Annotated in this window: 12 protein-coding genes and 2 CRISPR repeat arrays; of the genes, 7 read left to right on the top strand and 5 right to left on the bottom strand. The window is 39.9% G+C overall.

All coding sequences use genetic code 11. From position 1 onward, the window contains the following. Positions 1–8 precede the first annotated feature (8 nt). The 6 genes from pglX to cas2 all read left to right on the top strand — a co-directional run bounded on the left by pglX (position 9) and on the right by cas2 (position 12,178). Positions 9–3,482, top strand: a complete 3,474-nt coding sequence (pglX, locus tag ACKPBX_RS03850) for a BREX-1 system adenine-specific DNA-methyltransferase PglX (protein WP_319996045.1) — start codon at positions 9–11, stop codon at positions 3,480–3,482. Between the two features lie 157 nt (positions 3,483–3,639). Further along, positions 3,640–6,183 (top strand): BREX-1 system phosphatase PglZ type A, encoded by a 2,544-nt coding sequence (pglZ, locus tag ACKPBX_RS03845; RefSeq protein ID WP_319996044.1) that lies wholly within the window; start codon positions 3,640–3,642, stop codon positions 6,181–6,183. A gap of 203 nt (positions 6,184–6,386) precedes the next feature. After that, positions 6,387–7,508, top strand: coding sequence for a Fic family protein (locus ACKPBX_RS03840; RefSeq protein ID WP_319996043.1), 1,122 nt, complete (start codon positions 6,387–6,389; stop codon positions 7,506–7,508). A 122-nt stretch (positions 7,509–7,630) separates the two neighbouring features. Beyond that, complete coding sequence (cas9, locus tag ACKPBX_RS03835) at positions 7,631–10,954, top strand: type II CRISPR RNA-guided endonuclease Cas9 (protein WP_319996042.1); 3,324 nt, start codon at positions 7,631–7,633, stop codon at positions 10,952–10,954. A gap of 5 nt (positions 10,955–10,959) precedes the next feature. After that, positions 10,960–11,862 carry a type II CRISPR-associated endonuclease Cas1 gene (gene cas1, locus ACKPBX_RS03830; RefSeq protein WP_319996041.1) on the top strand — a complete coding sequence of 301 codons (903 nt, stop codon included), beginning with the start codon at positions 10,960–10,962 and terminating at the stop codon, positions 11,860–11,862. A gap of 7 nt (positions 11,863–11,869) precedes the next feature. Next, positions 11,870–12,178 carry a CRISPR-associated endonuclease Cas2 gene (cas2, locus tag ACKPBX_RS03825; RefSeq protein ID WP_272161477.1) on the top strand — a complete coding sequence of 103 codons (309 nt, stop codon included), beginning with the start codon at positions 11,870–11,872 and terminating at the stop codon, positions 12,176–12,178. A gap of 52 nt (positions 12,179–12,230) precedes the next feature. After that, positions 12,231–14,511: direct repeats of the CRISPR family, unit length 36 nt; unit sequence GTTTTATTTTAGCCGATTTTGTAAGGAAACTATAGC. Positions 14,512–14,558: 47 nt separating this feature from the next. On the opposite strand, the gene ACKPBX_RS03820 is transcribed toward cas2, so the two are convergent. The 3 genes from ACKPBX_RS03820 to ACKPBX_RS03810 all read right to left on the bottom strand — a co-directional run bounded on the left by ACKPBX_RS03820 (position 14,559) and on the right by ACKPBX_RS03810 (position 23,289). Continuing rightward, entirely contained in the window at positions 14,559–15,983 is a 1,425-nt protein-coding gene (locus tag ACKPBX_RS03820) for an IS5 family transposase (protein ID WP_319995243.1), read from the bottom strand. Positions 15,984–16,140: 157 nt separating this feature from the next. Next, a CRISPR array of direct repeats spans positions 16,141–22,525; the repeat unit is 36 nt; unit sequence GTTTTATTTTAGCCGATTTTGTAAGGAAACTATAGC. 126 nt (positions 22,526–22,651) lie between these two features. Next, positions 22,652–22,966: an addiction module toxin RelE gene (locus ACKPBX_RS03815; RefSeq protein ID WP_319996040.1), complete on the bottom strand. Its 315-nt coding sequence runs from the start codon at positions 22,964–22,966 to the stop codon at positions 22,652–22,654. Next, entirely contained in the window at positions 22,966–23,289 is a 324-nt protein-coding gene (locus ACKPBX_RS03810) for a type II toxin-antitoxin system Phd/YefM family antitoxin (RefSeq protein ID WP_119093778.1), read from the bottom strand. Before ACKPBX_RS03810 ends, ACKPBX_RS03815 begins: the two co-directional genes overlap by 1 nt. Positions 23,290–24,056: 767 nt before the next feature. Between ACKPBX_RS03810 and ACKPBX_RS03805 the strand changes: the two genes are divergently transcribed. Beyond that, positions 24,057–25,661 carry an IS1634 family transposase gene (locus tag ACKPBX_RS03805; RefSeq protein ID WP_319996039.1) on the top strand — a complete coding sequence of 535 codons (1,605 nt, stop codon included), beginning with the start codon at positions 24,057–24,059 and terminating at the stop codon, positions 25,659–25,661. A 242-nt stretch (positions 25,662–25,903) separates the two neighbouring features. On the opposite strand, the gene ACKPBX_RS03800 is transcribed toward ACKPBX_RS03805, so the two are convergent. Continuing rightward, entirely contained in the window at positions 25,904–26,332 is a 429-nt protein-coding gene (locus tag ACKPBX_RS03800; RefSeq protein ID WP_319996038.1) for a type II toxin-antitoxin system CcdA family antitoxin, read from the bottom strand. Further along, positions 26,333–26,524: a type II toxin-antitoxin system HicA family toxin gene (locus ACKPBX_RS03795; RefSeq protein ID WP_068558799.1), complete on the bottom strand. Its 192-nt coding sequence runs from the start codon at positions 26,522–26,524 to the stop codon at positions 26,333–26,335. Positions 26,525–26,526 lie beyond the last annotated feature (2 nt).

Raw genomic sequence — 26,526 nt, 5'->3', positions numbered from 1 at the left:
GGGTAACAATGGATAATACAGCATTAAAGAAATTTGCAGTTAGTGCCCGACACAAAATAACAACTGGTGTCCGCAATCGTGCGGCCCAGTTTGGTATTACCGCCCAAGGGATTGCACCTATCCAATCCCTTGCTGACGGTTTTATCGTAAATGGACACATTTTTGATAACAAGACGCAAACGCAATATGAACATCTGCGCAGAAGAGTAGAGATTGATGGCTACGAAGCAGTTATGGAGACGGCAAGTTATACTTGGTTCAATCGTCTGGTCGCCTTGCGTTTCATGGAAGTCCATGATTACTTGCCGATCCGAACGCGCATTTTATCGTCTTTGAAGGCGAATAAAGTGGAGCCGGATGCGGTTACGGAAGTCCTGCAACTGGTTGAGGAATTGTCGCTTGATAAGGAACTGATCTATCACTTACAAGATACGCATAATACCAACGAATTATTTAAATACATCATCGAAAAACAAGGGATGCAACTGGAAAAAATGTTGCCGAATGTTTTTTCGCCAGTGGAAGGAGATTTCTATCTGCTGCTACCGAATGATTTGTTGCAGGACAACGGCATCATCAGGGACTTGATTACGCTTATCCCTGAAGAAGCATGGGATGATATCGAAATCGTTGGGTGGTTGTATCAATTCTATGTTTCCGAAGAAAAAGACCAGATCTTTTCGGACTTGAAGAAGAACAAGAAAATCGGCAAACAATCGATAGGACCCGCTACACAACTGTTCACGCCTAAATGGATCGTTGAGTATCTGGTCGATAATTCTTTGGGGCGCCTGTGGCTAGAGAATAATGCATCCAGCAATCTGAAGGATAAACTGCATTACTATTTGGATGCAGCCGAACAAACACCGGAAGTTATGGAACAATTGGCAGCCCTAAAGTATGAGAGTTTGAAACCGGAAGACATCAAAGTGATGGATCCCGCTATGGGGTCTGGACATATGCTGCTACATGCCTTTGATGTTCTTCGTGAAATCTATCTGGAACGAGGATACAATCCAAGAGAAATTCCGCAATTGATTGTGGAAAATAATCTGTATGGAATGGATATCGATAAACGCGCAGCACAATTAGCTTCATTCGCAATCGCCATGAAGGCTCGTTCCTATGACAGACGCTTCTTCAGCAGAGAAGTTACGTTTAATCTGATTGGATTTGAGGAAAGCAATGGGTTAGCATTATTCCACAATACATCTTTACCTAATGAAGATGACGTAAATGCGGCACTAGAAAATCTGTATGCTCAATTTTTTGATGCAAGGATATATGGTTCTATTCTAAAATTTGAATTCATTGATGTGGAGCTTATAGAAGAAGCTATCAAACAGTTAAGAACTAGCCGTGTTGAAGATATCATAGCTCAAGGCTATTTAAATTTTGAGGTTCCTATTATTGAAGAACTTCTTGAACAATATAGATTGCTAACAATGAAATATGATATTGTTGTGACGAATCCGCCGTATATGGGTGGAAAAGGTATGGATGAAAAACTTGATAAATATGTTAAAAAACATTATCCAAATACAAAATCAGATTTATATGCAGTTTTTATGGATGTATCAATAATTGTGACACAAAAATATGGTTACTATGGAATGATTAATCAACATTCTTGGATGTTTCTATCATCATTTGAAAATTTAAGAGAAAATATTATTCGGAATCAGACAATAGTAAATATGTTGCATACAGGGACCAGAACTTTCCCGGAAATAGGGGGAGAAGTTGTTCAGAATACTGCGTTTATAGTTAAAAATTTTTTGCTTGATTTATATAAAGGTCGCTACGTTCGATTAGTTTCTTTCACCAATACTGATGAGAAAGCAAGAAATATAATGAATGAAGATTGTACTTACTACAGAAACCAAAATAAATTTAAAAGCATTCCAAGTTGTCCAATAGCGTATTGGGCAAGTGAGAAAGTATTTGATATATTTTCTAGTAGCTTAAAAATTGATGATATAGGACATGCCAAAAAAGGTTTAGATACCAGTAAGAATGATATTTTTTTAAGAGGATGGCATGAAATAGACATTAATCTCAAAGGAGAAAAATGGGTTCCATTAAATAAGGGGGGCCAATTTAGAAAATGGTATGGGAATCAGTATTATGTAATAGATTGGGAAGAAAATGGTAAAAAACTTAAAAATTATAAATCTTCAAATATAAGAAATGAAAAATTTTACTTTAAAGAAGGAATAACATGGTCAGACTTAACCAGTGGAGATTTTGGAGCACGTTATTTTCCAGAAGGTTTTATTTTTGAAGCTACTGGACCATCTTTTTTTAGTGAAGACCTAGAAAATACACTTGGCTATTTTAATAGTAAAGTATTTAATTTTTTAGCAAAATACACGATGTCAACTATGCACTATACGAATGGTAGTGTTGCAAAAATGCCATATAAAGAATTTGATGTAGATATACAATCTACAGTTTGTGAAAATATAAGTATTTCTAAAAATGATTGGAACTCATTTGAAACCTCATGGGATTTTGAAAAACATCCTCTGATAATTGATTCAGAACGTTATTCAACAATTTTCGAAGCGTATGCAAATTGGAATGCTATTGCAGAAGAACGATTCAACCAATTAAAATCCAACGAAGAAGAACTGAACCGCATTTTCATAGAGATTTATGACTTGCAAGATGAACTGACTCCAGAAGTCGAAGACAAAGACGTCACCGTTCGTAAAGCAGAGGTCGATCGTGATGTCCGCAGCTTCTTGTCTTATTTGGTCGGTGTAATATTCGGTCGATACCGCTTGGATAAACCAGGTCTTGCCTTTGCGGGTGGTGAATTCAACCTTGATGAATTTGGTTCGTACAAACCGGATAAGGATAATATCATACCGATTACAGCTGAACATTATTTTGAAGATGATATCGTTTCGAAGATTACAGAATTGGTTGCGATCATTTATGGCAAGGATACATTGAATGAAAACCTGCAGTTCATCGCAACGCATTTGGGGATGAAGGAATCCGAGACAGCTGAAGACACGATCCGCCGTTATTTCATGAAGGATTTCTACAAGGATCATCTGAAGATTTACCAAAAGCGTCCGATTTATTGGCAGTTCAGCAGCGGGAAGAAGGGCGCCTTCAAGGGCTTGATGTATCTGCACCGTTATGATAAATACACGTTGGCGCGTATCCGTACCGACTATGTCTTGAAATTGACGACTACCTTGAACCAACTGATCGAACATGCGCAGGTCATCATCGACGGCAATGTTTCCGCTAAAGAAGTGGCGCGTGCGCGAAAGGAAAGAGAAGCTTATGAAGCGCAACTGCAGGAGTTGCGCGAATACGATCTGATTCTGAAACAGTTGGCCGATCAGGAAATCGATTTGGATTTGGACGATGGCGTAAAAGTGAACTATGCCAAATTTCAGGACATCCCGTTTAAGAAAGACAATGGCCGTTCTGATAAAAAAAATCTATTCGAAAAAATCTAATAATAGAAAAAGTTGCCAAGAGGGAAAAATGTTTCCTTTTGGCAACTTTTTTGTATTTGCTAACTGGTGGATGTGACATTTTGGCAACAATAGAATTGTGGTTCGGTCCCGTTTGCTATAAGATAAAGGGAGATATTTTTTTGAGGGGATAATGGACATGTATGAAGCAGAAAAAAGGCTGCTGGAAGTTTTCCAACAGCCGTTAAAGGATTATCAGAAACGCCGCATCGTCTTCTGGTATGATAAATCCCAATCATTTTCGGATGAACTGAAGGAATATCAACTGGAGGATGTGTTGGTCTTGCGCTGCGATGACCAGCATTATTTTGAAACGAAGTATTTGGTGGAACATGTGCATCCCGAGCAGAATGTGCTCATCTATTTTGAGCATGAGCGGCCGGAGAACGAAAAGAATCCGTTGTTGGATATGTATTTTTACAGCCAAGAATTCAAGATGGACCCTATGGAGAACCTGAAGGACGAGTTGGGCATCAGGTTTGAGACCAGTGATGTGTTCTTCAAATCCTATCAATTGTTCTTCAACAATAAAAAACGCCGCAATCAATTTGTAACTGTGCTGGCAGAGAAGCAGGATATCACTGAAAACGACTTGGAGCTAGCAGTGCTATGCGTGTTGACGAAGACGAAGGAATTGACTGCTTTTGGCGTCTTCCGCTCACTCTTCGCGGAATATGGGGCCGGACAGGACACCTTGTGGCAACAAGTAATCAAATTCGGAAGAGCGGATGCATTCTGGCGTTTGGCCAAATTATCCTTCGGTTACGTGGAAGCTGAGCCAAGCATCGCCACTTTGCTCCAAGCTGTATTCCAAACGAAGCTGGATGCAGAGTTCGAAGGGAAAATCCCGGCGAATTGGGAGAAGCAGTTGCTGAGACAAGCGAATAACTGCGTCGTATTCCTGAACCGCTGGATGAACCTGCGTGATGAACAGGACAGCTACAACCGACTGTCGGATAACGTCTTCGAAGAATTGCAGATCGTAAAATGGATGAAGAATAAGCCGGCGAAATGGTTGGCGCAGTCGGATACGTTCCAAGCTTTTGATAAGCAACTGGTAGAAGGCATCGCTGTGCAATTGGCGGAAGGCGCTATCCTATTTGATGAATTCGAGAACATCATCTTGAACCGTCGCGCGTCCTATTGGTTTGATTCCTTCGGTAATGAGTATGAAGCTTTGCTGGCGGCTAGCCGCTTGCTGAAGCAAATTCATCTGATCGAAAAGGAAGGGTTCCCTTATCAGAAAGAGGCATTCTGGAAAAGCTATCAGGAACGCTATTATCAATTGGATAGCTATTATCGCCAATTCTACGTTGCCTTTGACAAAGGGAGCGCGTTGTCCGATGCTTTTGCGGACTTGCGCATGACGGTAGAAAACTATTATAAGAATGGTTTTCTTGCCAAATTGGCCGAGACTTGGATGACTTTCTTCAAAGATGCTCCTGCTTTTTCAGTTGAGAACACCTTGAAGCAGGAGCGTTTTTACAAAGATTGGGTCAGTAGCTATGCCGTAAAAGAGAACAGGATCTTTGTGATCATCTCTGATGCATTGCGCTATGAAGTGGCCGTCGAGTTGGGGCAACAACTGGAAGCAAGCACGCATTACAATGTGACAACGCATGCTCTCCAGGGTGTCGTTCCTTCCTACACCGAACTGGGCATGGCAAGTCTCCTGCCGCATCATCAGTTGAGCCTGTCCGCATCTGGCGAGGTTGTTGCCGATGAAATGGGCACAAAAGGCCTGCACCAACGGAATGCCGTCCTGGAAGCCAAGTTGGGTGTAGATAGAGCGAAGGCTGTCGATGCCAAAGCGGTATTGAACAGCTCCAGAAGCGAACTGCGGGAAATGTTTAAAGGCAGCAACTCAATCTACTACATCTATCACAATACGATTGATGCGATCGGAGATCATGCTGCTAGCGAAAGCCATGTTTTTGAGGCTGTCGAACTTGCACAGCAGGAACTGATTCGATTGATCGACAAACTCTTCAACGGAGTCAGTGCCGTTCGCTTCCTTGTGACGGCGGATCACGGCTTCCTTTACACGCGGGATGCCTTGCGTACGTTGGATAAAGTGAATGCCGACAGAACGGATGTCATCGCCTCGAACCGTCGTTTCTTCACGAATCGGGAAGCTGACAGCCAGAATCCGGGGTTGCTGGATTTCAAAGTGGATGCCTTGGCCGATGGAGATGTTCATGTGCATATCCCAAGGGGTGCGGCTCGATTGGCTATTCAAGGCGGCGGATCCAACTTTGTCCACGGCGGTATTTTGCCTCAGGAAGTGATGATACCTGTCTTGGAAATCACAACGGAGCGCGGAAAGGAAATCCATAAATCGGTGGATGTACAGTTGATCAGCAATACCGACCGCATCACGAATATCGTTACGTACCTTGATTTCCTACAGGTACAAGCTGTTTCAGCGGAACGAAGGGCAAGGAAAGTGAAACTGTACTTCAGCGATGGGATGGATAATCTTATTTCCAATGAAGTCACGCTCTTGGCGGATTCGCCCAATGAACAGGCCAGTGATCGGATGGTTCGTGAGAAATTTGTCTTGATGAGCCAAGCCTATGATCTGCTCAGCGAGTACCAATTCATCATGATTGATCTGGAAACAGGAGAAGAAATCAACCGCAAGAAATTTGTGATTGATTTGCCGGATGCAGGATTATTCTAGTAACACTGTTTAAATTTTCGGATAATAAAGTTTAAGAAAGTGTTTGCATTTCATTAAATAATAGAGTATAGTTTGTTTATAAAGTTTTAGCCGACTTTATAAGGAAATTATAGTAAGAGCTCCCTTCGGGGACTCTCGCAAAGCTCTAACCCCAGTTTCTTCGGAAGCTGGGGTTATCTTTTACACTTTTTTTGGAGGCTATCATGTCGAAAGAAGGAACATCAAAGTTACCTATTATGATACCGAACGAACATGCGCTTGTTATCTACAAACTGTTGGCTGAGGTCAACTATAAGGTTGGATATGCAAGCGGTCAGTACAATCGGTCTTTCATGAAGAAATATATTGAGAATTTGTTCTATTTGAAGGAATCTATACACTCAACCAGAATTGAAGGAACACCAGTCACTTTTACCGATATGGTAGAAGAAAGAGGCGAGAAAAATCCGAGTTGGGAAAGGATAGAGGTACTCAATTATCAGGAAGCCTTGCGGCAAGGGGCTTCAAGCATTAAAACTGGCTATCCCATCAGCACACGTTTAATCAAAGAATTGCACCGGACTTTGATGGGAAATGCGCGAGGTTCCAACGCATCCGGCGGTGAATTCAGAAATATACAGAATTTCATAGGTCCCAGCAACAGGATAGAGGATGCTGTGTATATTCCGATTGCGGCAAATGAAATCGATGAATACATGGAGAATTTAAATTTTTACATGAATGGCGTTCCTAACAGTAGTTTCCGTAAATTCAACAAAACGGACGGATTCGTATTTGATGAAGAGTGCGATCCGATCATTAAAGCGGCTGTCATGCATGTTCAATTTGAGTCGATTCATCCGTTTTTGGATGGGAACGGCAGGTTGGGAAGAATTCTGATTGCTCTTATCGCTATTAAAGAAGATCTGGTGGATGTCCCGGTATTCTTTGTGAGCGAAGAGTTGGAAAAAGAACGTGCTCGCTATTATGCCATGCTGAACGGGGTAAGAGGAGACAACCCTGATTGGTATTCTTGGATCAAGTTTTTTATCACCGCATGCGGACGGATGGCTGATTCTTTGTTGAGCAAATTAAAAGCAGTCGAAGAACTCGCCTCGAATGGATTAAAAAAATGTTCGTTAGAATCCGAGAAAAATATTTGGCTGTATACTTTTTCCGACCCCTACACAACTGCAACTCGCGTAGCAGAAAACTTGCATCTTGCTCCTGGCACCGCCAGAAAGGGATTAAAAGCCTTATCTGATGCAGGTCTTTTGTATACAGACGAGACTGCAATCAGAAACAGGAAGTATCGCAACTATGATTTAATGCGAATTTTGGACTGAATAACTATCGTTTTGGACAGCAGAGGCTTCTTCGGAGGCCTTTTTTTTGTTGTATAAAACGTTTTCTTTTGGTACGATAATATTAAAATATTGACATGATCCAAAAATCAGGAGGACTACATATGGGAATCAAGATTGGGTTGGATGTGGGAATCACATCGGTTGGGTATGCTGTGTTACGTACCGACGATGAAGGCGTCCCTTATAAAATAGAAATACTGAATTCCGTTATCTTTCCCGCTGCGGAAAATCCAAAATCGGGCGAGTCTTTGGCAGCTCCGCGTAGAGGCAACAGAGGCTCTCGCAGAAGGACACGCCGTACCAAGTTCCGTAAATATCGGACGAAGCGCTTGTTTATTCGTCATGGTTTATTGACAGCCGAGGAAATTGAGGATATTTTCAATCATAAATTAGGGCACAAAACGATTTATGAACTGCGGACAGAAGCTTTGGATCGGAAGCTTACAAATGAAGAGTTATTCCGAATCCTTTACTTCTTCGCCGGACATCGTGGCTTTAAATCGAATCGGAAGGCTGAAATCGAGAATGCAGATGCTGAAACGGGAATGGTGCTATCAGCAATCAGCGAAATCAAAACAGCATTGGAAGAGGGAACTTACCGTACTTTGGGCGAATATATGCACGCCCATCCGAAATATGAGGAGCATAAACGAAATAAAGATGGCAAAGATCGTTATTTAGGTACCGCTCGGCGAGATTTTATCACTGACGAAATTAAACAGATCGTAAATGCTCAACGCGGATTCGGCAATGAGGCTTTGACGGATACGTTCGAACAAGAATTCATTGGTAATGGTGAAGGCGAAGCAGCCGGAATCTTCACTGCCCAGCGTGATTTTGATGAGGGTCCAGGCAAGGGAAGCCCATATGGCGGCGATCAAATCGAGAAGATGATCGGCTGGTGCACCTTTGAGAAAGAAGAACATCGTGCAGCAAAGGGAACTTATACTTTCCAATATTTTGAACTGTTGAGCAAACTTAATAATCTGAAAATACAGGAATTTGCCGGGGACGATTGGAAAGAATTGAACCCTGATCAAAGGCAATTGATCATCGACAAAGCCTTCAGCAAGGATAAGCTGCAATATGCGGAAATCAAAAAAATGTTGAAGTTAGAACCGGAAGCGAAATTCAATTTGTTGTCCTATGGCAGCAAGACTGAACAGGACAAAACTGAGAAGACGAACTTCGTCGCACTACGTAGCTATGACAAAGTACGCAAAGCGCTTGGCAAGGAAGTCTATGAAGCAATGCCGAGCAGTTTAAAGGATGAAATCGGTACAATCCTGACGACTTATTCCAGCGACAAGAGCCGCCGCAGAGTATTTGCCGACAGGTTGAGTTTGACGTCTGAACAGGTTGAAGCACTCTTGCCGCTTACGATGACGCAATACGGGCATCTTTCCTTGAAAGCAATGCGAAATATCATCCCTTATTTAGAGATGGGACTAACTTATGATAAAGCCGCAGAGTCTGCTGGATATGATTTTAAACACAACGCAATAGACAGAGCCTTTATCCATGAGAATGTGTCCAATCCGGTCGTGAAACGCGCTGTCAGCCAATGCATCAAGGTTGTAAGCCAATTGACCCGCGAGTACGGTAAACCGGATGCAATCAATATCGAGTTTTCTCGTGAGCTCGGAAAGAACTTTGAAGAGCGCCGTAAAATTGAGAAGAACCAAAAAGAAAATATGGCGCGCAATGAAAGTATTGCCAATGAATTACGCGAAAACGGCATAGCTGTTAACGGAGAGAACATTACCCGATTGAAATTGTGGCGAGAACAGGGCAACATGGATCCATATACTGGGAAAGAAATTCAGTATGGAGATGTATTCTATGGGCATTATGATGTTGACCATATTATTCCTTACAGCATTTCCTTTGACGATAGTTTCGGCAACAAGGTGTTGGTCAGTTCAGCCGCCAACCGTGAAAAGGGGAACCGCATTCCGATGGAGTATTTGGCGAATGATCCGGTTGGTATTCAGAACTTGGAAAAAATTGCGGGAACCATCCGTAATTATAATAAACGTGAAAAATTACTGAAGAAAAAATTAAGCCCTGAAGATGTGGACGGCTGGAAATCACGTAATATCAATGACACGCGATACATTGCCAGACTGTTGCGCAATTACTTCAGACAGAATATCGAATTTTCCGAGAAGGAAAACATTAAAGAGAAAGTTGCCGTTAATAATGGTGTCGTAACCGCTCGGATGCGTGCACGCTGGGGACTCGGTCCAAAATATAGGGATAATGATCGACATCATGCGATGGATGCAGTCGTGGTTGCTTGTATGACTCCCGCATTTGTCAGAAGGGTCACAGTCTACAGTAAGCGCCAAGAAGTGCGCTTCAACAAATCCTTGTGGAATGAGGGCACATTGGAATCAGATCTAGCCCACATGAGTTTGGAGAAGCGTGAAGAATACGAAAAAATGTTCAGTAAAGCTTTCCCTCAGCCTTGGGAAGGGTTCCGGGACGAATTGAATGCGCGATTATCGGATAACCCGAAAGAACTGATCAAGAACATCAAGAATACATTGGGCACCTATACCGATGAAGAAATCGATAAACTGAAACCGATGTTTGTGGTGCGAAGACCGAATAAGAAAATTACCGGACCGGCGCATTTGGAAACAATCCGCAGCGGCAAATTGTTGAATGAAGGGAAATCCCTGAGTCGCGTCAGCATCAGCAAACTGAAACTGAACAAGAACGGTGAAATTGGAACGGGAAATGCTGAGTTTTACAAGTCAGAGGATAATGGCTGGATGCCTGTTTATAATGCCTTGAAAGCAGAAATGGAGCAAAACGGCGGCAGCGGTGAGAAAGCTTTTCCGGATGGCGTATTCACCTATACACAAGAAAATGGGCAAACCCATACCGTCCGAAAAGTGAAAGTCATTCAAAAATCTACGCTGCAAGCTGTACTGAATGACGGCAAGGCAATGGCTGACAATGGTTCAATGGTGCGTATTGATGTGTTCAGAACACCTAAGAAGTATGTGTTTGTGCCGGTGTATGTGAAGGATACCGTGGCGAAGGAACTGCCGGAGAAGTATTGTGTCCAAGGGAAGAATTATGTTGATTGGCCAGAAATCTCAGATGAGGATCAATTTGTTTTCTCTCTTTATCAGAATGACGTTGTACGAGTTGATCACAAAAGTGGGATGCCTTTAACGTATTCTGGAGAAAATATTGGTGTTGAAAAAATGGAGAATTTAATTGGATATTATTCAAGTGCAAATATCGCTCTAGGTTGTATAACAATCAGATCAAATGATAGCTCGTTTTCAGCTGTCAACGTCGGTATTGCAACATTACGTTCGCTTGAAAAAATGCAAGTGGATTATTTAGGCAATCTGAGTAAAGTCAAAGAAAAAACCAGACAAACGTTTTCTAATATGAAGAGGTGATAGTGATGGGGTTTCGAAATATCTATATTGAAAATCCAGCTCGATTAAGTATTAAAAATCGTCAATTAATTATTTCTCAGGATCAGGATATTTCGGTCCCCGTTGATGATATTGATAGCATTGTGATTGATTCTTTACAATGTACATTAACAGCACCAACCATTTCTTTTTTGGCAGAAAATCAGGTTGTCCTTTATACGTGCAATAAGCAGCATATGCCCTGCGCAGTCTTGAATCCTTTGGGAAATCATTCCAGAAAGTTAAGCATTTTACAGAACCAGATGGGTGTGACTAAACGATTCAAAGATAGGGCTTGGCAAAAAATTATCCGGCAAAAAGTGTTGAATCAAGCTAGATGCTTGGAGTTGACTTCGTCTCCCAATGTTGCTGAATTGAATCAGTTGGCCACACAAGTTTTGGAAGGCGATAAATCTTTCAAAGAATCAAGTGCAGCAGCTCTGTACTTTCGTTCGCTATTTGATACAAGTTTTAATCGCAGGCACGAAACGGTTCATAACGCAGCACTGAATTACGGTTACGCCATAGTGCGCGGAGCGATTTCTAGAGATCTGTGTGCATATGGTTTTGAGCCAGCATTCGGGATCCATCACCACAATGAACTGAATGCATTCAATCTTGCGGATGATCTGATTGAGCCGTTCAGGCCATATGTAGATTTATGGGTGGCACAAAATGTTGATCCCGAAGAAAAAGTTCTTACTTCCTCTTACAAACGTGATCTTGTTTCCTTATTGTTTACAGAAGTAAAAATCGATAATGAATTACATTCCCTTACCAATGCAATCCGAAAAACGGTAGCTTCCTACACCAATTGTTGCAGAAATAACACAACGACCAATTTGAAATTGCCCGAATTGGTTCCGTTGCGACCGCACGAGTATGAGTAGCCGCTTTATGAGAATGGTGGTTATGTTCGACTTACCCGTGGAAACGAGAGAACAAAGAAAAATTGCAACAAAATTTAGGAAGTACCTATTGGATGAGGGATATGTAATGATGCAGTTTTCGGTTTATTATCGGATTTGTAACGGAAAAGACATGGTGAATAAATATCTGTTGCGCTTGGAAGATAATGTTCCGGAAAAGGGTTCTGTCAGGTTAATTACCTTGACAGAAAAGCAATTTAGTGAAATGAAAGTTTTGGTAGGTGGCGTTTCACCCATAGAAGAGAAGCTGGATTCCAGCAATCTGTCCGTATTTTAGACACGCCAAACGGCCCCTCATAGTTGATATGAAGGGCTTTTTCGCGCGAGATGTTTTATTTTAGCCGATTTTGTAAGGAAACTATAGCGAAAAATCTTTTGACAATCTCCTTTATAGGTTTTATTTTAGCCGATTTTGTAAGGAAACTATAGCGCATTAGATGTGCGCCTGTTAGATTACACAGTTTTATTTTAGCCGATTTTGTAAGGAAACTATAGCTGGTGTGTGGAGGTCTATATCCAATCGGTAGTTTTATTTTAGCCGATTTTGTAAGGAAACTATAGCAACCTTGGTTTGTTGGCAAAGACGTGGCTGGTTTTATTTTAGCCGATTTTGTAAGGAAACTATAGCAAACGAGTGCGTCATGGACGACAGAGGAGTGTTTTATTTTAGCCGATTTTGTAAGGAAACTATAGCCTTTCGCATTTCTTCTTGTGCGTCCAAAAAGTTTTATTTTAGCCGATTTTGTAAGGAAACTATAGCTTACCCAACAACTGCTCAACAGGGTAGTCTTGTTTTATTTTAGCCGATTTTGTAAGGAAACTATAGCTACAATCCCTCTCATGCTATTGAATTGTTTGTTTTATTTTAGCCGATTTTGTAAGGAAACTATAGCGATAGTTGAATTCGCTATTTCTTTAGCTCCGTTTTATTTTAGCCGATTTTGTAAGGAAACTATAGCTGTCCAACGAACAAGCAATCGCAAAACTAAGTTTTATTTTAGCCGATTTTGTAAGGAAACTATAGCAAGAAGCACCGAAACAGGGATTCTATTTACGTTTTATTTTAGCCGATTTTGTAAGGAAACTATAGCGCGAACAATACACTATACAAAGATATTTAAGTTTTATTTTAGCCGATTTTGTAAGGAAACTATAGCTTGAGGGGTATCTCCAAGTGAGTTGATGTAGTTTTATTTTAGCCGATTTTGTAAGGAAACTATAGCGCATCGTCGTTCTTCCTTTCCGTTCCAGTTGTTTTATTTTAGCCGATTTTGTAAGGAAACTATAGCCGAGGGGCTGCATGGCGCGATCGGATTCGCGTTTTATTTTAGCCGATTTTGTAAGGAAACTATAGCAACGATAAAGCTTCAGCAACATGCGATTGAGTTTTATTTTAGCCGATTTTGTAAGGAAACTATAGCCTTTCTATGTTGAGCGTTATTTGATAAATAGTTTTATTTTAGCCGATTTTGTAAGGAAACTATAGCCAAACGAACAAGATATGTTATTGCTAGCAAGTTTTATTTTAGCCGATTTTGTAAGGAAACTATAGCCATGAAAATGGATAGGAGTTTTTTTAATGGGTTTTATTTTAGCCGATTTTGTAAGGAAACTATAGCTTTCATGCATCGTTAATACTTCCCTTCTCGGTTTTATTTTAGCCGATTTTGTAAGGAAACTATAGCCACTGTCGCAACGTAAGGATTTAGAATTGAGTTTTATTTTAGCCGATTTTGTAAGGAAACTATAGCCAGCTGCTGCTTCAGCTTGTAATATTTCTTGTTTTATTTTAGCCGATTTTGTAAGGAAACTATAGCTACAAAGGTTCACACCGCTACCTAGCTTGCGTTTTATTTTAGCCGATTTTGTAAGGAAACTATAGCCCATCATGTAAACAAGCAGCAAAGCAATCAGTTTTATTTTAGCCGATTTTGTAAGGAAACTATAGCCTATCAGCATGAATAAGTTAGCCGCCACACGTTTTATTTTAGCCGATTTTGTAAGGAAACTATAGCCCGACCCAATACAAACAGGTGGTAGGCTCGGTTTTATTTTAGCCGATTTTGTAAGGAAACTATAGCTTATGATTCGGCCTATTTTATGCACCCACGAGTTTTATTTTAGCCGATTTTGTAAGGAAACTATAGCCCTTGCGGATTATTTCCGATACTTTTGCTAGTTTTATTTTAGCCGATTTTGTAAGGAAACTATAGCCTTTGGGTACGATCTGTTTTTTGACAACTGGTTTTATTTTAGCCGATTTTGTAAGGAAACTATAGCGTTATGGTAAAGTCACCGATACAGTGAACGGTTTTATTTTAGCCGATTTTGTAAGGAAACTATAGCCTATCGCTATGATGAGTTCTGGAGAGCAGAGTTTTATTTTAGCCGATTTTGTAAGGAAACTATAGCGAAGAGGCTCCGGCTGTACCGAAAGAAGCAGTTTTATTTTAGCCGATTTTGTAAGGAAACTATAGCTGCTGAAGCTACAAAGCAAGACGCTTCCGGGTTTTATTTTAGCCGATTTTGTAAGGAAACTATAGCGATTATCTTTTCTCTTAGTAGAATTCCACAGTTTTATTTTAGCCGATTTTGTAAGGAAACTATAGCTCTAAGCTCTTTAAATAATGCCTGCTGAATAAATAGCTATTTTTAGCTTACGGGTTCACAAGGGGTTCAATTCTGGGTAAGCTCATCAATTGGATGATAGTCAAAAAAATGCGCAATGAAACCTTGGACAGGTTCATTGTAAGAATGGATAAAGCAATCACACACAGACTGGTCTCTTCAAGGCGTGTTCGAATAAGCCTGAGCCCGAACTTTCTTTTCGCCAGGCTGAAGCCTCTTTCGACCTCTACTCGATCGCAGTTGTCGGTGTATTCTTGTTTTTTGTCAACCTTTTGATCCTTCTTGGGCCTGCCGAGCGACGGGCCGGATAATCGGATTCCGAGTTCTTTGCAGTAGCTCAAGTTTGTGCGATTTCGGTATATTTTATCCGCCAAAACTCGTTCAGGATACACTCCCATCCGTTCTTTGTAGCGTTCCACTGCAACTATGAGGCATTCGCTCTCGTTGTAGGCATCGAAGGAAATTTTTTCGAGTCGGGCGTACCCATTGGTTATGCTCATGTCCAGTTTGGCTCCGAACTCCACCGGGTTCTTGGCTTTTCCGCGGACAATCGGGCGAATAAACGGCTGGCTGATACTGACGATGCGATCCTGCACTTTGTGCGTCCTGCTTGTGTGCATATAGAGCTGCTGTTCATACAATTTCCGCAAAGTCCCCAACAGGTCGACTTGCTTCGTTCCTAGCGTATAACCTTGCTCCAGAAATGCGTCGATGTACCCTAAATCTCGCCGGATGTAGTTCAGTTGCTTGCCGATGGCTTTGCGAATTTGTTTGCTGCTTTTCTTTTTCTTGCGCGCGATGTTGAGATAATCCCTTCGGGCCATTTTCCGATAGGTGCGGGGTTTGGGAAGGTGGTTTGCTTCGCAGATTACGTCGATGATGCCTTCCAACTTTTCCCGACATTCGTTCAACAGTTCCGTGTCTTGCGGGAACTTGATTTCTGAAGGCGCGCAAGTGGCATCTAGAATGAGCGTCCCTTCATTCTCAGATCCTGATGCATCATTGTCATCATTATTGTCATTATCGTCAGTTTGGGAATCATCTGCTCCATCCTCTATAGGTTTGAGGATCAATTCATTGATTTCAATCAGAATTTCGGACGAGAGACGTTTGCGGAAGTGCACCATCGAAGAAGCATCGAATGGCTTTTCATCCTTATAGGAAGGTAGTCCGACAAAGTACTGCAGATAGGGATTTTCGCGAATCTGATTGACGACTTCGGTATCTGCATACTGAAATTCGCTTTGAATAATCAAGGCACCTAGTGCCATCCTTACCGGTTTGGCGATGTTTCCTCTGTCACTGTTGAACAGAGCAGCATACTTATCTTCAATGACTGACCAGGGAATCGAATCCGCTTTTTTGACCCAACGGTTTTCTGGGTTCATCGTAAGGCCCAATGGCTGATCGAAGTCATAAATGGTTAATTGCCGATTCGTCTGCTTTTTGTACATTTTCATCGCCTCTTCGTATCATTTTTGAAAAAAGTGCACGGGTTTTTGGTGTTTTGCCCTGGATTCCATGTATCTATTATACCAAAAAACATCTAAAAACGCTGTTATGATAAGGTTTGTTAATTATTCAGTAGACATTAAATACATAGATGATGAAGTTTTATTTTAGCCGATTTTGTAAGGAAACTATAGCCTATTTCATCATCTGAATTATCATAGTCGCGTTTTATTTTAGCCGATTTTGTAAGGAAACTATAGCTCATCAGGAACTGCTGTAGAGAACCTATATGTTTTATTTTAGCCGATTTTGTAAGGAAGGAAACTATAGCAAGGTCACTATCTCAAGTTCTTAGAGATGAGTTTTATTTTAGCCGATTTTGTAAGGAAACTATAGCTCTTGTGATACCGCCATCATCGGTCCATGAGTTTTATTTTAGCCGATTTTGTAAGGAAACTATAGCAAACGATTGCAGAACTTGAAAATTGACTTAGTTTTATTTTAGCCGATTTTGTAAGGAAACTATAGCCCTTCAGCTTTTCATAAACGCTCGGATCGGGTTTTATTTTAGCCGATTTTGTAAGGAAACTATAGCTCAAGTGGTATGCGTTTGTTAAATGCCATGTGTTTTATTTTAGCCGATTTTGTAAGGAAACTATAGCCTCGACTTGTTCGTTATACATTTCATCTTTGTTTTATTTTAGCCGATTTTGTAAGGAAACTATAGCGCCGTTTGATCCAAGTAAACCAGCGCGTCAGTTTTATTTTAGCCGATTTTGTAAGGAAACTATAGCAATTCTCTATCTCTCCGCTGTTGCTCTTGCGTTTTATTTTAGCCGATTTTGTAAGGAAACTATAGCCAATCAAATAATCACTTGTCTCATACGCATGTTTTATTTTAGCCGATTTTGTAAGGAAACTATAGCGATGCCTTGCGGTACTCCCTAGAAGCCTTTTGTTTTATTTTAGCCGATTTTGTAAGGAAACTATAGCTACGGCTTTAATGCCTTAATCATGTTAGAAGTTTTATTTTAGCCGATTTTGTAAGGAAACTATAGCCGCTACACAGGAGACACGATAGACCAGGTGCGTTTTATTTTAGCCGATTTTGTAAGGAAACTATAGCATGTTGGACCTCGTTTTCTTTCAAGATAAAGTTTTATTTTAGCCGATTTTGTAAGGAAACTATAGCTTGTCTTTCGTCTGGCAGATGCCGGACGTAGTTTTATTTTAGCCGATTTTGTAAGGAAACTATAGCAACATACAGAAGTGTTTGCACTTTTATTTAAGTTTTATTTTAGCCGATTTTGTAAGGAAACTATAGCTAGTGTATCAGTAAACAAATGAGCAACATCGTTTTATTTTAGCCGATTTTGTAAGGAAACTATAGCGGCATTGTCGATGAAACAAACTTCCACCAAGTTTTATTTTAGCCGATTTTGTAAGGAAACTATAGCCAGGAGGAGGTATGAACAGCAGCCGTACCTGTTTTATTTTAGCCGATTTTGTAAGGAAACTATAGCTAGTCGTTGCTGCCCAGCTCGTCGTCCCATGTTTTATTTTAGCCGATTTTGTAAGGAAACTATAGCCAAACTGCGCCTGCAAACCCGCCACCGTTTGTTTTATTTTAGCCGATTTTGTAAGGAAACTATAGCCAAGGGGAAGCGGGGTACTCAGTAAAATGGGTTTTATTTTAGCCGATTTTGTAAGGAAACTATAGCTTAAGAAGTTTATAAACCCAACAGGAGTGAGTTTTATTTTAGCCGATTTTGTAAGGAAACTATAGCTAGGAAGGTTAGGACCTGCTGTGCAGAGGCGTTTTATTTTAGCCGATTTTGTAAGGAAACTATAGCACTAGGAATGAGAGTGGCTGCAATTGTTTCGTTTTATTTTAGCCGATTTTGTAAGGAAACTATAGCAATACACAGGTCTAATAAGTTACGAGGACCGTTTTATTTTAGCCGATTTTGTAAGGAAACTATAGCAATGGCTTTGTCTTCACCAGTTGGGTCTGTGAGTTTTATTTTAGCCGATTTTGTAAGGAAACTATAGCCACCCTGCACAACGGCATTCCTACTTTTAAGTTTTATTTTAGCCGATTTTGTAAGGAAACTATAGCCCGTGAAATAGGTTTGTGGGATTGTTGCATGTTTTATTTTAGCCGATTTTGTAAGGAAACTATAGCTAGTTTCTCAGTATCCGAAAGCTCGCGCTTGTTTTATTTTAGCCGATTTTGTAAGGAAACTATAGCCTGTGCTTCCGACTTCAATCATTTTTGACTGTTTTATTTTAGCCGATTTTGTAAGGAAACTATAGCGTACGGTTAATGTTTCTGGGAGCGCGTGGCGTTTTATTTTAGCCGATTTTGTAAGGAAACTATAGCGCCGTTTGATCCAAGTAAACCAGCGCGTCAGTTTTATTTTAGCCGATTTTGTAAGGAAACTATAGCTATATAGATAAAAAGAATTAGGGGACAAGGGTTTTATTTTAGCCGATTTTGTAAGGAAACTATAGCTATACACCTATATAGGGAAGAAAGCTAGTTGTTTTATTTTAGCCGATTTTGTAAGGAAACTATAGCGGTCAACTAGCATTTAGTTCACCTACTTTTGTTTTATTTTAGCCGATTTTGTAAGGAAACTATAGCTATAGGGGAACAAAGCAAGTTTGTGAAAAAGTTTTATTTTAGCCGATTTTGTAAGGAAACTATAGCGAAATTCAAAAAAGGTGATACCGTAATTTTGTTTTATTTTAGCCGATTTTGTAAGGAAACTATAGCTGATTGCATCTTGAATAGTCAATGGAATTCGTTTTATTTTAGCCGATTTTGTAAGGAAACTATAGCTAGTAGGGGGAAAATAAAACAAAAAAAGTTGTTTTATTTTAGCCGATTTTGTAAGGAAACTATAGCTGGTTGCCAGTTTAAATGTCGGGTACATTTGTTTTATTTTAGCCGATTTTGTAAGGAAACTATAGCAAGCCCAGTGCATTCTTGTTGAGGAAAGATGTTTTATTTTAGCCGATTTTGTAAGGAAACTATAGCAAACCGGCGGAGGGGTAATCAATGATTAAAGTTTTATTTTAGCCGATTTTGTAAGGAAACTATAGCTCACGACTGCTTCAGATAGCTGAATCCCGAGTTTTATTTTAGCCGATTTTGTAAGGAAACTATAGCAGAGAGTTCGGCAATGCGCCTATGACTGAGGTTTTATTTTAGCCGATTTTGTAAGGAAACTATAGCTATGTAATCAAATAAGAGATGGAAGAGGGAGTTTTATTTTAGCCGATTTTGTAAGGAAACTATAGCCATTGTCCTCGTACCCATTTTGTAACCCTTGTTTTATTTTAGCCGATTTTGTAAGGAAACTATAGCAAGGAATGTGATGCGCTATTAAGTACCATTGTTTTATTTTAGCCGATTTTGTAAGGAAACTATAGCATGATGGCATCGGCTTCCGGCATCGCCTCTGTTTTATTTTAGCCGATTTTGTAAGGAAACTATAGCCTAAGGCAACTGGTAAAGTCGACACAGCTAAGTTTTATTTTAGCCGATTTTGTAAGGAAACTATAGCATTCGCAGATCAGGCGGCATCAACTACGTGGTTTTATTTTAGCCGATTTTGTAAGGAAACTATAGCAATGTAAGCGCTTCATAAGTTCGAATTCATGTTTTATTTTAGCCGATTTTGTAAGGAAACTATAGCTGGCGACGTTCTCCAGTAAATAGTCTTTATGTTTTATTTTAGCCGATTTTGTAAGGAAACTATAGCAATCACATATAGCACTATAACAGACCTGTTGTTTTATTTTAGCCGATTTTGTAAGGAAACTATAGCTATTACAAAACACATGATGGGATGGTTGGTGTTTTATTTTAGCCGATTTTGTAAGGAAACTATAGCTTCTGGTTCAACGGTTGGCGCGTCGTCAGGGTTTTATTTTAGCCGATTTTGTAAGGAAACTATAGCTAAGCATTTAAAAGCTGGAAAGAGTTCGGGTTTTATTTTAGCCGATTTTGTAAGGAAACTATAGCATGAACAAGAACTACCAAAGCATCATGAAAGTTTTATTTTAGCCGATTTTGTAAGGAAACTATAGCGCACCATACGTGCGATATGCGGGTTCAATGGTTTTATTTTAGCCGATTTTGTAAGGAAACTATAGCTTCAAAGCTCCTTCTAATGTTTTCACGGCTGTTTTATTTTAGCCGATTTTGTAAGGAAACTATAGCCGTTCCGCCTGCACCTATATATTTCACGCTGTTTTATTTTAGCCGATTTTGTAAGGAAACTATAGCCTACATACAAGAGGGAGATCAAGGGTTCATGTTTTATTTTAGCCGATTTTGTAAGGAAACTATAGCCTATTGCATTTCATTATAGATTGCAATGGAGTTTTATTTTAGCCGATTTTGTAAGGAAACTATAGCTTACAAAGCTATAAGCCGTACATCTTAATTGTTTTATTTTAGCCGATTTTGTAAGGAAACTATAGCATTCGCAGATCAGGCGGCATCAACTACGTGGTTTTATTTTAGCCGATTTTGTAAGGAAACTATAGCCAACTTCGACATGACCCGACACATTGACCGGTTTTATTTTAGCCGATTTTGTAAGGAAACTATAGCCCTCCATGACTTTATCTAGAGCCGTTGCGGGTTTTATTTTAGCCGATTTTGTAAGGAAACTATAGCAGAATGGAAGTGCTAAAACAATAACGCTGAGTTTTATTTTAGCCGATTTTGTAAGGAAACTATAGCTCTTGACACAAGAGTTTTTCGGTTTCTCCGGAGTTTTATTTTAGCCGATTTTGTAAGGAAACTATAGCAGGTAACAACAATGCCATACAAAGCCGACAGTTTTATTTTAGCCGATTTTGTAAGGAAACTATAGCGTTCAAATCCTTTAATACTCTTCCGGTATGTTTTATTTTAGCCGATTTTGTAAGGAAACTATAGCTGAATTCTATTATTTCATAGACCCATGGTAGTTTTATTTTAGCCGATTTTGTAAGGAAACTATAGCCGAAGCATTCGCTTCAACGTTATACTTTAGGTTTTATTTTAGCCGATTTTGTAAGGAAACTATAGCCTCTGCTAAATCGGTATCAGTCCATTGTTTGTTTTATTTTAGCCGATTTTGTAAGGAAACTATAGCTCTTCTGAATGAGTTTGTTTGATTTTGTAAGTTTTATTTTAGCCGATTTTGTAAGGAAACTATAGCAAGTTGTGTTGTCTTTCCACGTGCAGCCACGTTTTATTTTAGCCGATTTTGTAAGGAAACTATAGCGATTGCCAACGCAACATCTTTCGTGTCCTTGGTTTTATTTTAGCCGATTTTGTAAGGAAACTATAGCTGCCATTGAGTTTCACGAGGTTTCAGGTTTGTTTTATTTTAGCCGATTTTGTAAGGAAACTATAGCGTAACAATGGAACGGTATTACAATAATTTTGTTTTATTTTAGCCGATTTTGTAAGGAAACTATAGCTAAAACAACTGAAAGCGAGGTGAGAAAATTGTTTTATTTTAGCCGATTTTGTAAGGAAACTATAGCCCGGGATGCTGACTTTTAAAGCTTGCTTGCGTTTTATTTTAGCCGATTTTGTAAGGAAACTATAGCGATGCTATCCTCAATCTGATCAGGCTTATTGTTTTATTTTAGCCGATTTTGTAAGGAAACTATAGCGCCTTGACGCTCATGCCATTCAAGCAGCGTGTTTTATTTTAGCCGATTTTGTAAGGAAACTATAGCCCATCATGTAAACAAGCAGCAAGGCAATCAGTTTTATTTTAGCCGATTTTGTAAGGAAACTATAGCGATGCAGTGGACGTTGCAGAAGGCGTTGCGGTTTTATTTTAGCCGATTTTGTAAGGAAACTATAGCCATTACTTGAGGATTGATTAAATCTGCGATGTTTTATTTTAGCCGATTTTGTAAGGAAACTATAGCCAAAAATTTCTGTTTTCCTTTTTTCGTGTTGTTTTATTTTAGCCGATTTTGTAAGGAAACTATAGCCTATCAGCATGAATAAGTTAGCCGCCACACGTTTTATTTTAGCCGATTTTGTAAGGAAACTATAGCAACAAGCGAGAGAGGCCATTGAAGAAGAATGTTTTATTTTAGCCGATTTTGTAAGGAAACTATAGCCCTTGATAGTCAATGTGCGACGGCCTGCTTGTTTTATTTTAGCCGATTTTGTAAGGAAACTATAGCCGCAAAAGTACAGACTTCTACCACAGTATCGTTTTATTTTAGCCGATTTTGTAAGGAAACTATAGCCTTAGCTAAAGCGGATCACCTTTCCAGCTGAGTTTTATTTTAGCCGATTTTGTAAGGAAACTATAGCTGCCCGCAGCCGAAAGAGCCGTGAGGGGTGGTTTTATTTTAACCGATTTTGTAAGGAAACTATGGCGACCCGACACTTTTGCTCGAATCGACTTACGTTTTATTTTAACCGATTTTGTAAGGAAACTATGGCATGCTTCTTCACTCCTTAGAATAATGTAACATTTTAGTTTAGCCGATTTTATAAGGAAACTATAGCTTCAACAGTTTAACGTCAGATCGAACTGGGTTTATTTTATAGAGCAAAAAAACTAATCCAATCCTCAAAATGTGAAGATTGGACTAGTTTATCTTTCATCGGGCAGGGTACATTATGATCAGCACTTTATAAATGTTTTTTTCTTCTTTTTTCCGCAGTAAAGAATATTTCATCATCTGCTCTTCTTCCGATAGCAATGATCTCAATGATTTCTATACTACCATCTTTGCAGGGTTTGAAAATGAGACGAATACCCAGTCTTTGATTCTTTAGTTCTTTAAAACCTGCTAACTTCGAATAGGTAGTGTTTCCGATGTCTTTACCAATTTCTGATCCTCTTTCTTTTAGTCGATCTTCAGCAGCGTTGACCCACTGTTTCAAAGTGCCATCCAATTTTTTATAATCTCTTTCGGCTTCTTTCCAAAAATACACCTCAGCCATTAGTCAAACAAATCCTTATCAGACAATGCGGAGAAAGGATTATGTTCTTGGTTGGATTCGATCACCTTTTCAGAGGGAATGAGCTCACCGGGACCGTCTTTAACTCGATTGTTTAGTTGGCTATAAAAGAGTTTTTCTTCAAGGACCATGTTTCTTTTTACAAGTTCTTCGTAAGTGGTGTTGCTGAGTATGACAGCTTCAGGCTTGTTGTGATTAAAAATAAAAGTTGGCTCTCCGGTTTGATTGATATCTTTGATAATTTTTGAAAATTCTTTTTTGGCTTCAGTAACTGATTTAGTGTTAACATCTAATATTTTTAGCATCTGAGACACCCCCGATTTCTTATCTTGATCTTATTATAATGGTAAAAGGCATTTAAATCAATTCATAATAAAGAGCTTTATTGAGGTTCGAAACGATGGGAGGATAAATGTTTTATAAATCGATTTCTACCATGACAGGAATATGATCACTGTAGCAAATCCATTTGTCGTGAGCTCCTATTTCCAATGATTGTATAATGTTTGTTGAGCAAAAGAAATAATCTATGTGATATGGTTGAGCTTGGTGTCTGTATAAATAAAAGGTATTTTGCGTTTCGCATCCTTGAATTTCTTTGTTCAATACATGATAGGCGCTATCTAATCCTGCAGATTTTAATTCACTGACAACCGCTGAGTGATTTCTGCGTTGATGTTTTTATCCCATATAGCGTTACTGTTAAAGTCTCCCCCGATTATACAATTTTCTAAATGCCGCTTATGGATTTGGACGTAGGTGTGAATATCTTCTATGTAGTTATTACATCCCCATATGCCCAATAAATTGAATTTATCATCGACTCTGCAAGATAGAAAGTACTCTAAACCATAACTTGGCCAATTATTATTTTTCAATTTTATCGTATCTCTTGCAAAGATTCCCAAACCTTTATGTCCATGCCCAATCCAAATATGGTTGTTTGCAACCTGCATTCCCGAATTGTGTAACGATAATCATTCGAAAAACCGCTGTAACGATTGATATATAGCGGTTTTTTTGTAGACTTATAACTCGTTATATAATATAATGTATAACGAGGAGTGTTGATATGGCAGTTATTTTTCAGACAAACAAGAAAACGGGCATTACTTATGCCTATCAGAATGAACCCTACTGGGATAAGGAAAAGCAACAATCACGCGCTAAGAGGACACTGATTGGAAAAGTCGATCCGGTTACAGGTGAAATCATCCCAACACGTTCGTACAAAAAGAAACCGGCCCCGACTTCATCGGAAGTTAAGCCAGGGCCGATTCCAATGACACAAGTCCGAAGAATCTTCTATGGGGCAGGTTATCTGCTCGATCAAATTGGCAAGCAGACAGGCGTATACGCGGACCTTAAGGCCATCTTCCCGGAGCATTATAAGCAAATTCTGTCGATCGCCTATTACTTGATTCTCGAAGAGAATAACGCCTTGAGTCGTTTTTCCCATTGGCAAAAACTGCATCATCACCCGTATTGCCAGGATATTCCTTCACAACGAAGCAGCGACCTATTCCAAGCAATCGATGAGGAAGGCCGGATGGCCTTCTTTCAGAAACAAGGCAACCGCCGGATGGAAAAGGAGTATTGGGCATTTGACACTACGTCGATATCGAGTTACTCAGAGGTCTTATCGCAAGTGAAGAAGGGACGAAACAAGGAACACGACCGCTTGCCACAAATCAACTTGGCACTCTTGTTTGGGGCGCAATCCGGACTGCCCTTTTATTACCACAAGCTCTCCGGAAATATCACCGATGTTAAAACGGTTCGGCAACTCATGAAGGAATTTGATGTAATGGGCTACAAAAAGGTCAACGTGATATTTGATCGAGGTTTTTACAGCAAGGATAATATCAACGCCTTGTATAAACACCACCAGAAATTCGTGATAGGAGTGCAACTCAAACTCAAATATGTCAAGGGTGTGTTGGAAGCGGAACGTGAGAACTTGAAACTTTGGTCAAACTTCGAAACACAGTTCAACACCTACGGTGTATGTCGCACAATAAACTGGGAATACGAACAGGAACGTCCGTATAAAGGTGATGTGATAAAATTGGAAAAGCGCGCGTATCTGCATCTGTTCTACAATCCTGAAAAAGCGATTAAAGATCAGGTAGACATGAACGACTATCTGACAGCCCTTCACCAAGATCTGAAGGAAAATACACTAAAAGATTATCGTATGAAAGATTATGATAAGTACTTCGAAGTTACTGAGACACCTAAACGAGGGAAGAAAATCACGCCTAAAGAAGAGGCGATGCGCAATGCGGTTAGAAATTATGGTTACTTCGCCTTGCTTTCTAATGAGGTCAATGATCCGTTTGAAGCGTTGTCTCTTTATCGCAGCAAGGATGTTGTTGAAAAAGCCTTCGGCAATTTAAAAGAGCGCCTCAACTTCAGAAGAATGCAAGTTTCATCCGAATTGTCCCTGAATGGGAAGCTTTTTGTGGAATTCATCGCCTTAATCTACTTATCCTACGTGAAAAAGAAGATGCAGGATGCCGAGCTATTTAACCAATGGACCCTTCAAGGTGTACTGGACGAACTGGACATGATTGAATTATTTGAGGCCCCCGGGCACGGTCGCGTGTTGGGAGAGGTTACGACGAAGCAGAAGGAATTATACGAGGCGTTAGGCGTTGCCCTTCCCTCGTTATAAATTCCGGGAATTCAGGTTGCAAACTGCGTATAGCTTGCTGCATTTGTTTTATTTGGGTCTTCACATTCTTGTATGATATAAATATCCGCATTAAGTTCGTTCAACCTACTAAACTTATTACGAAATGCACCATTGCAGTTCCAAGAAACAATCTTCACAAATATTCCTCCATTTCAAAATTTCCCATTCATTCCCATGTGTTTTGAGTGGAATATGTGGATACGAAAAAAGAGCCCAGCGAGCTAGACTCCTAATTTATCTTTTAAAGCTTCTGTCAATGTCGCGGAAAAATTGATGCCGGCTTCTTCAGCTTTTTCAGCCAAATCGACAGGAATCGTTGTATTTTTTCTGACAACAGGCATTTTTACTTTTTTAGCGGCTGCAATAAGATCAACCATAATATAGCTCACAATCGCTTTGGGATTATCGGCTTGGACATCTGATAAGTGAGATGCTGTTGGTAGGTTTTTTTCATCATAAAGCATCAATTCCAATGCTTCAGCGCCGTTGGCCAGTGCATCTGGAATTCCGACTCCTTCGGAAATTGCGCCCGGTACATCCGGAAAGGTTACTGTGTATGTTCCTGTATCATTTTCGCTATCGTCGAGAACTGCTGGATAAGCAACATAGTGCGTGTGCGCCATAATGATTTCCTCCTCTATATAAATCAATTATTTTAGTCCGGCTTGCTTCAGGATGTTGTTGTATGTGCCCGGAGCTATTTCATCTTTGAGACTACTGTAGGGAACCGTTACTTTATGTCCGTTGCCATCTTCATAACGATGATGGTCACCGATGATGCGAACTTCCATAAACCCAAGCTCTTTTAATAACTTCAAAACTTGTCTGGCTGTCTGTGGCATTA

Origin of the sequence: Trichococcus shcherbakoviae (assembly GCF_963666195.1) — a bacterium.
Taxonomy (GTDB): domain Bacteria; phylum Bacillota; class Bacilli; order Lactobacillales; family Aerococcaceae; genus Trichococcus; species Trichococcus shcherbakoviae.
The sequence above is the reverse complement of the archived record's forward strand: the minus strand, read 5'-3'. Positions and strand labels throughout refer to the sequence as shown.

Excerpts from the sequence above, each read along its gene's own strand:
- pglX (WP_319996045.1), top strand. The coding sequence starts at position 9 with ATGGATAATACAGCATTAAAGAAATTTGCAGTTAGTGCCCGACACAAA.
- pglZ (WP_319996044.1), top strand. The coding sequence starts at position 3,640 with ATGTATGAAGCAGAAAAAAGGCTGCTGGAAGTTTTCCAACAGCCGTTA.
- ACKPBX_RS03840 (WP_319996043.1), top strand. The coding sequence starts at position 6,387 with ATGTCGAAAGAAGGAACATCAAAGTTACCTATTATGATACCGAACGAA.
- cas9 (WP_319996042.1), top strand. The coding sequence starts at position 7,631 with ATGGGAATCAAGATTGGGTTGGATGTGGGAATCACATCGGTTGGGTAT.
- cas1 (WP_319996041.1), top strand. The coding sequence starts at position 10,960 with ATGGGGTTTCGAAATATCTATATTGAAAATCCAGCTCGATTAAGTATT.
- cas2 (WP_272161477.1), top strand. The coding sequence starts at position 11,870 with ATGAGAATGGTGGTTATGTTCGACTTACCCGTGGAAACGAGAGAACAA.
- ACKPBX_RS03820 (WP_319995243.1), bottom strand. The coding sequence starts at position 15,983 with ATGTACAAAAAGCAGACGAATCGGCAATTAACCATTTATGACTTCGAT.
- ACKPBX_RS03815 (WP_319996040.1), bottom strand. The coding sequence starts at position 22,966 with ATGGCTGAGGTGTATTTTTGGAAAGAAGCCGAAAGAGATTATAAAAAA.
- ACKPBX_RS03810 (WP_119093778.1), bottom strand. The coding sequence starts at position 23,289 with ATGCTAAAAATATTAGATGTTAACACTAAATCAGTTACTGAAGCCAAA.
- ACKPBX_RS03805 (WP_319996039.1), top strand. The coding sequence starts at position 24,057 with ATGGCAGTTATTTTTCAGACAAACAAGAAAACGGGCATTACTTATGCC.
- ACKPBX_RS03795 (WP_068558799.1), bottom strand. The coding sequence starts at position 26,524 with ATGCCACAGACAGCCAGACAAGTTTTGAAGTTATTAAAAGAGCTTGGG.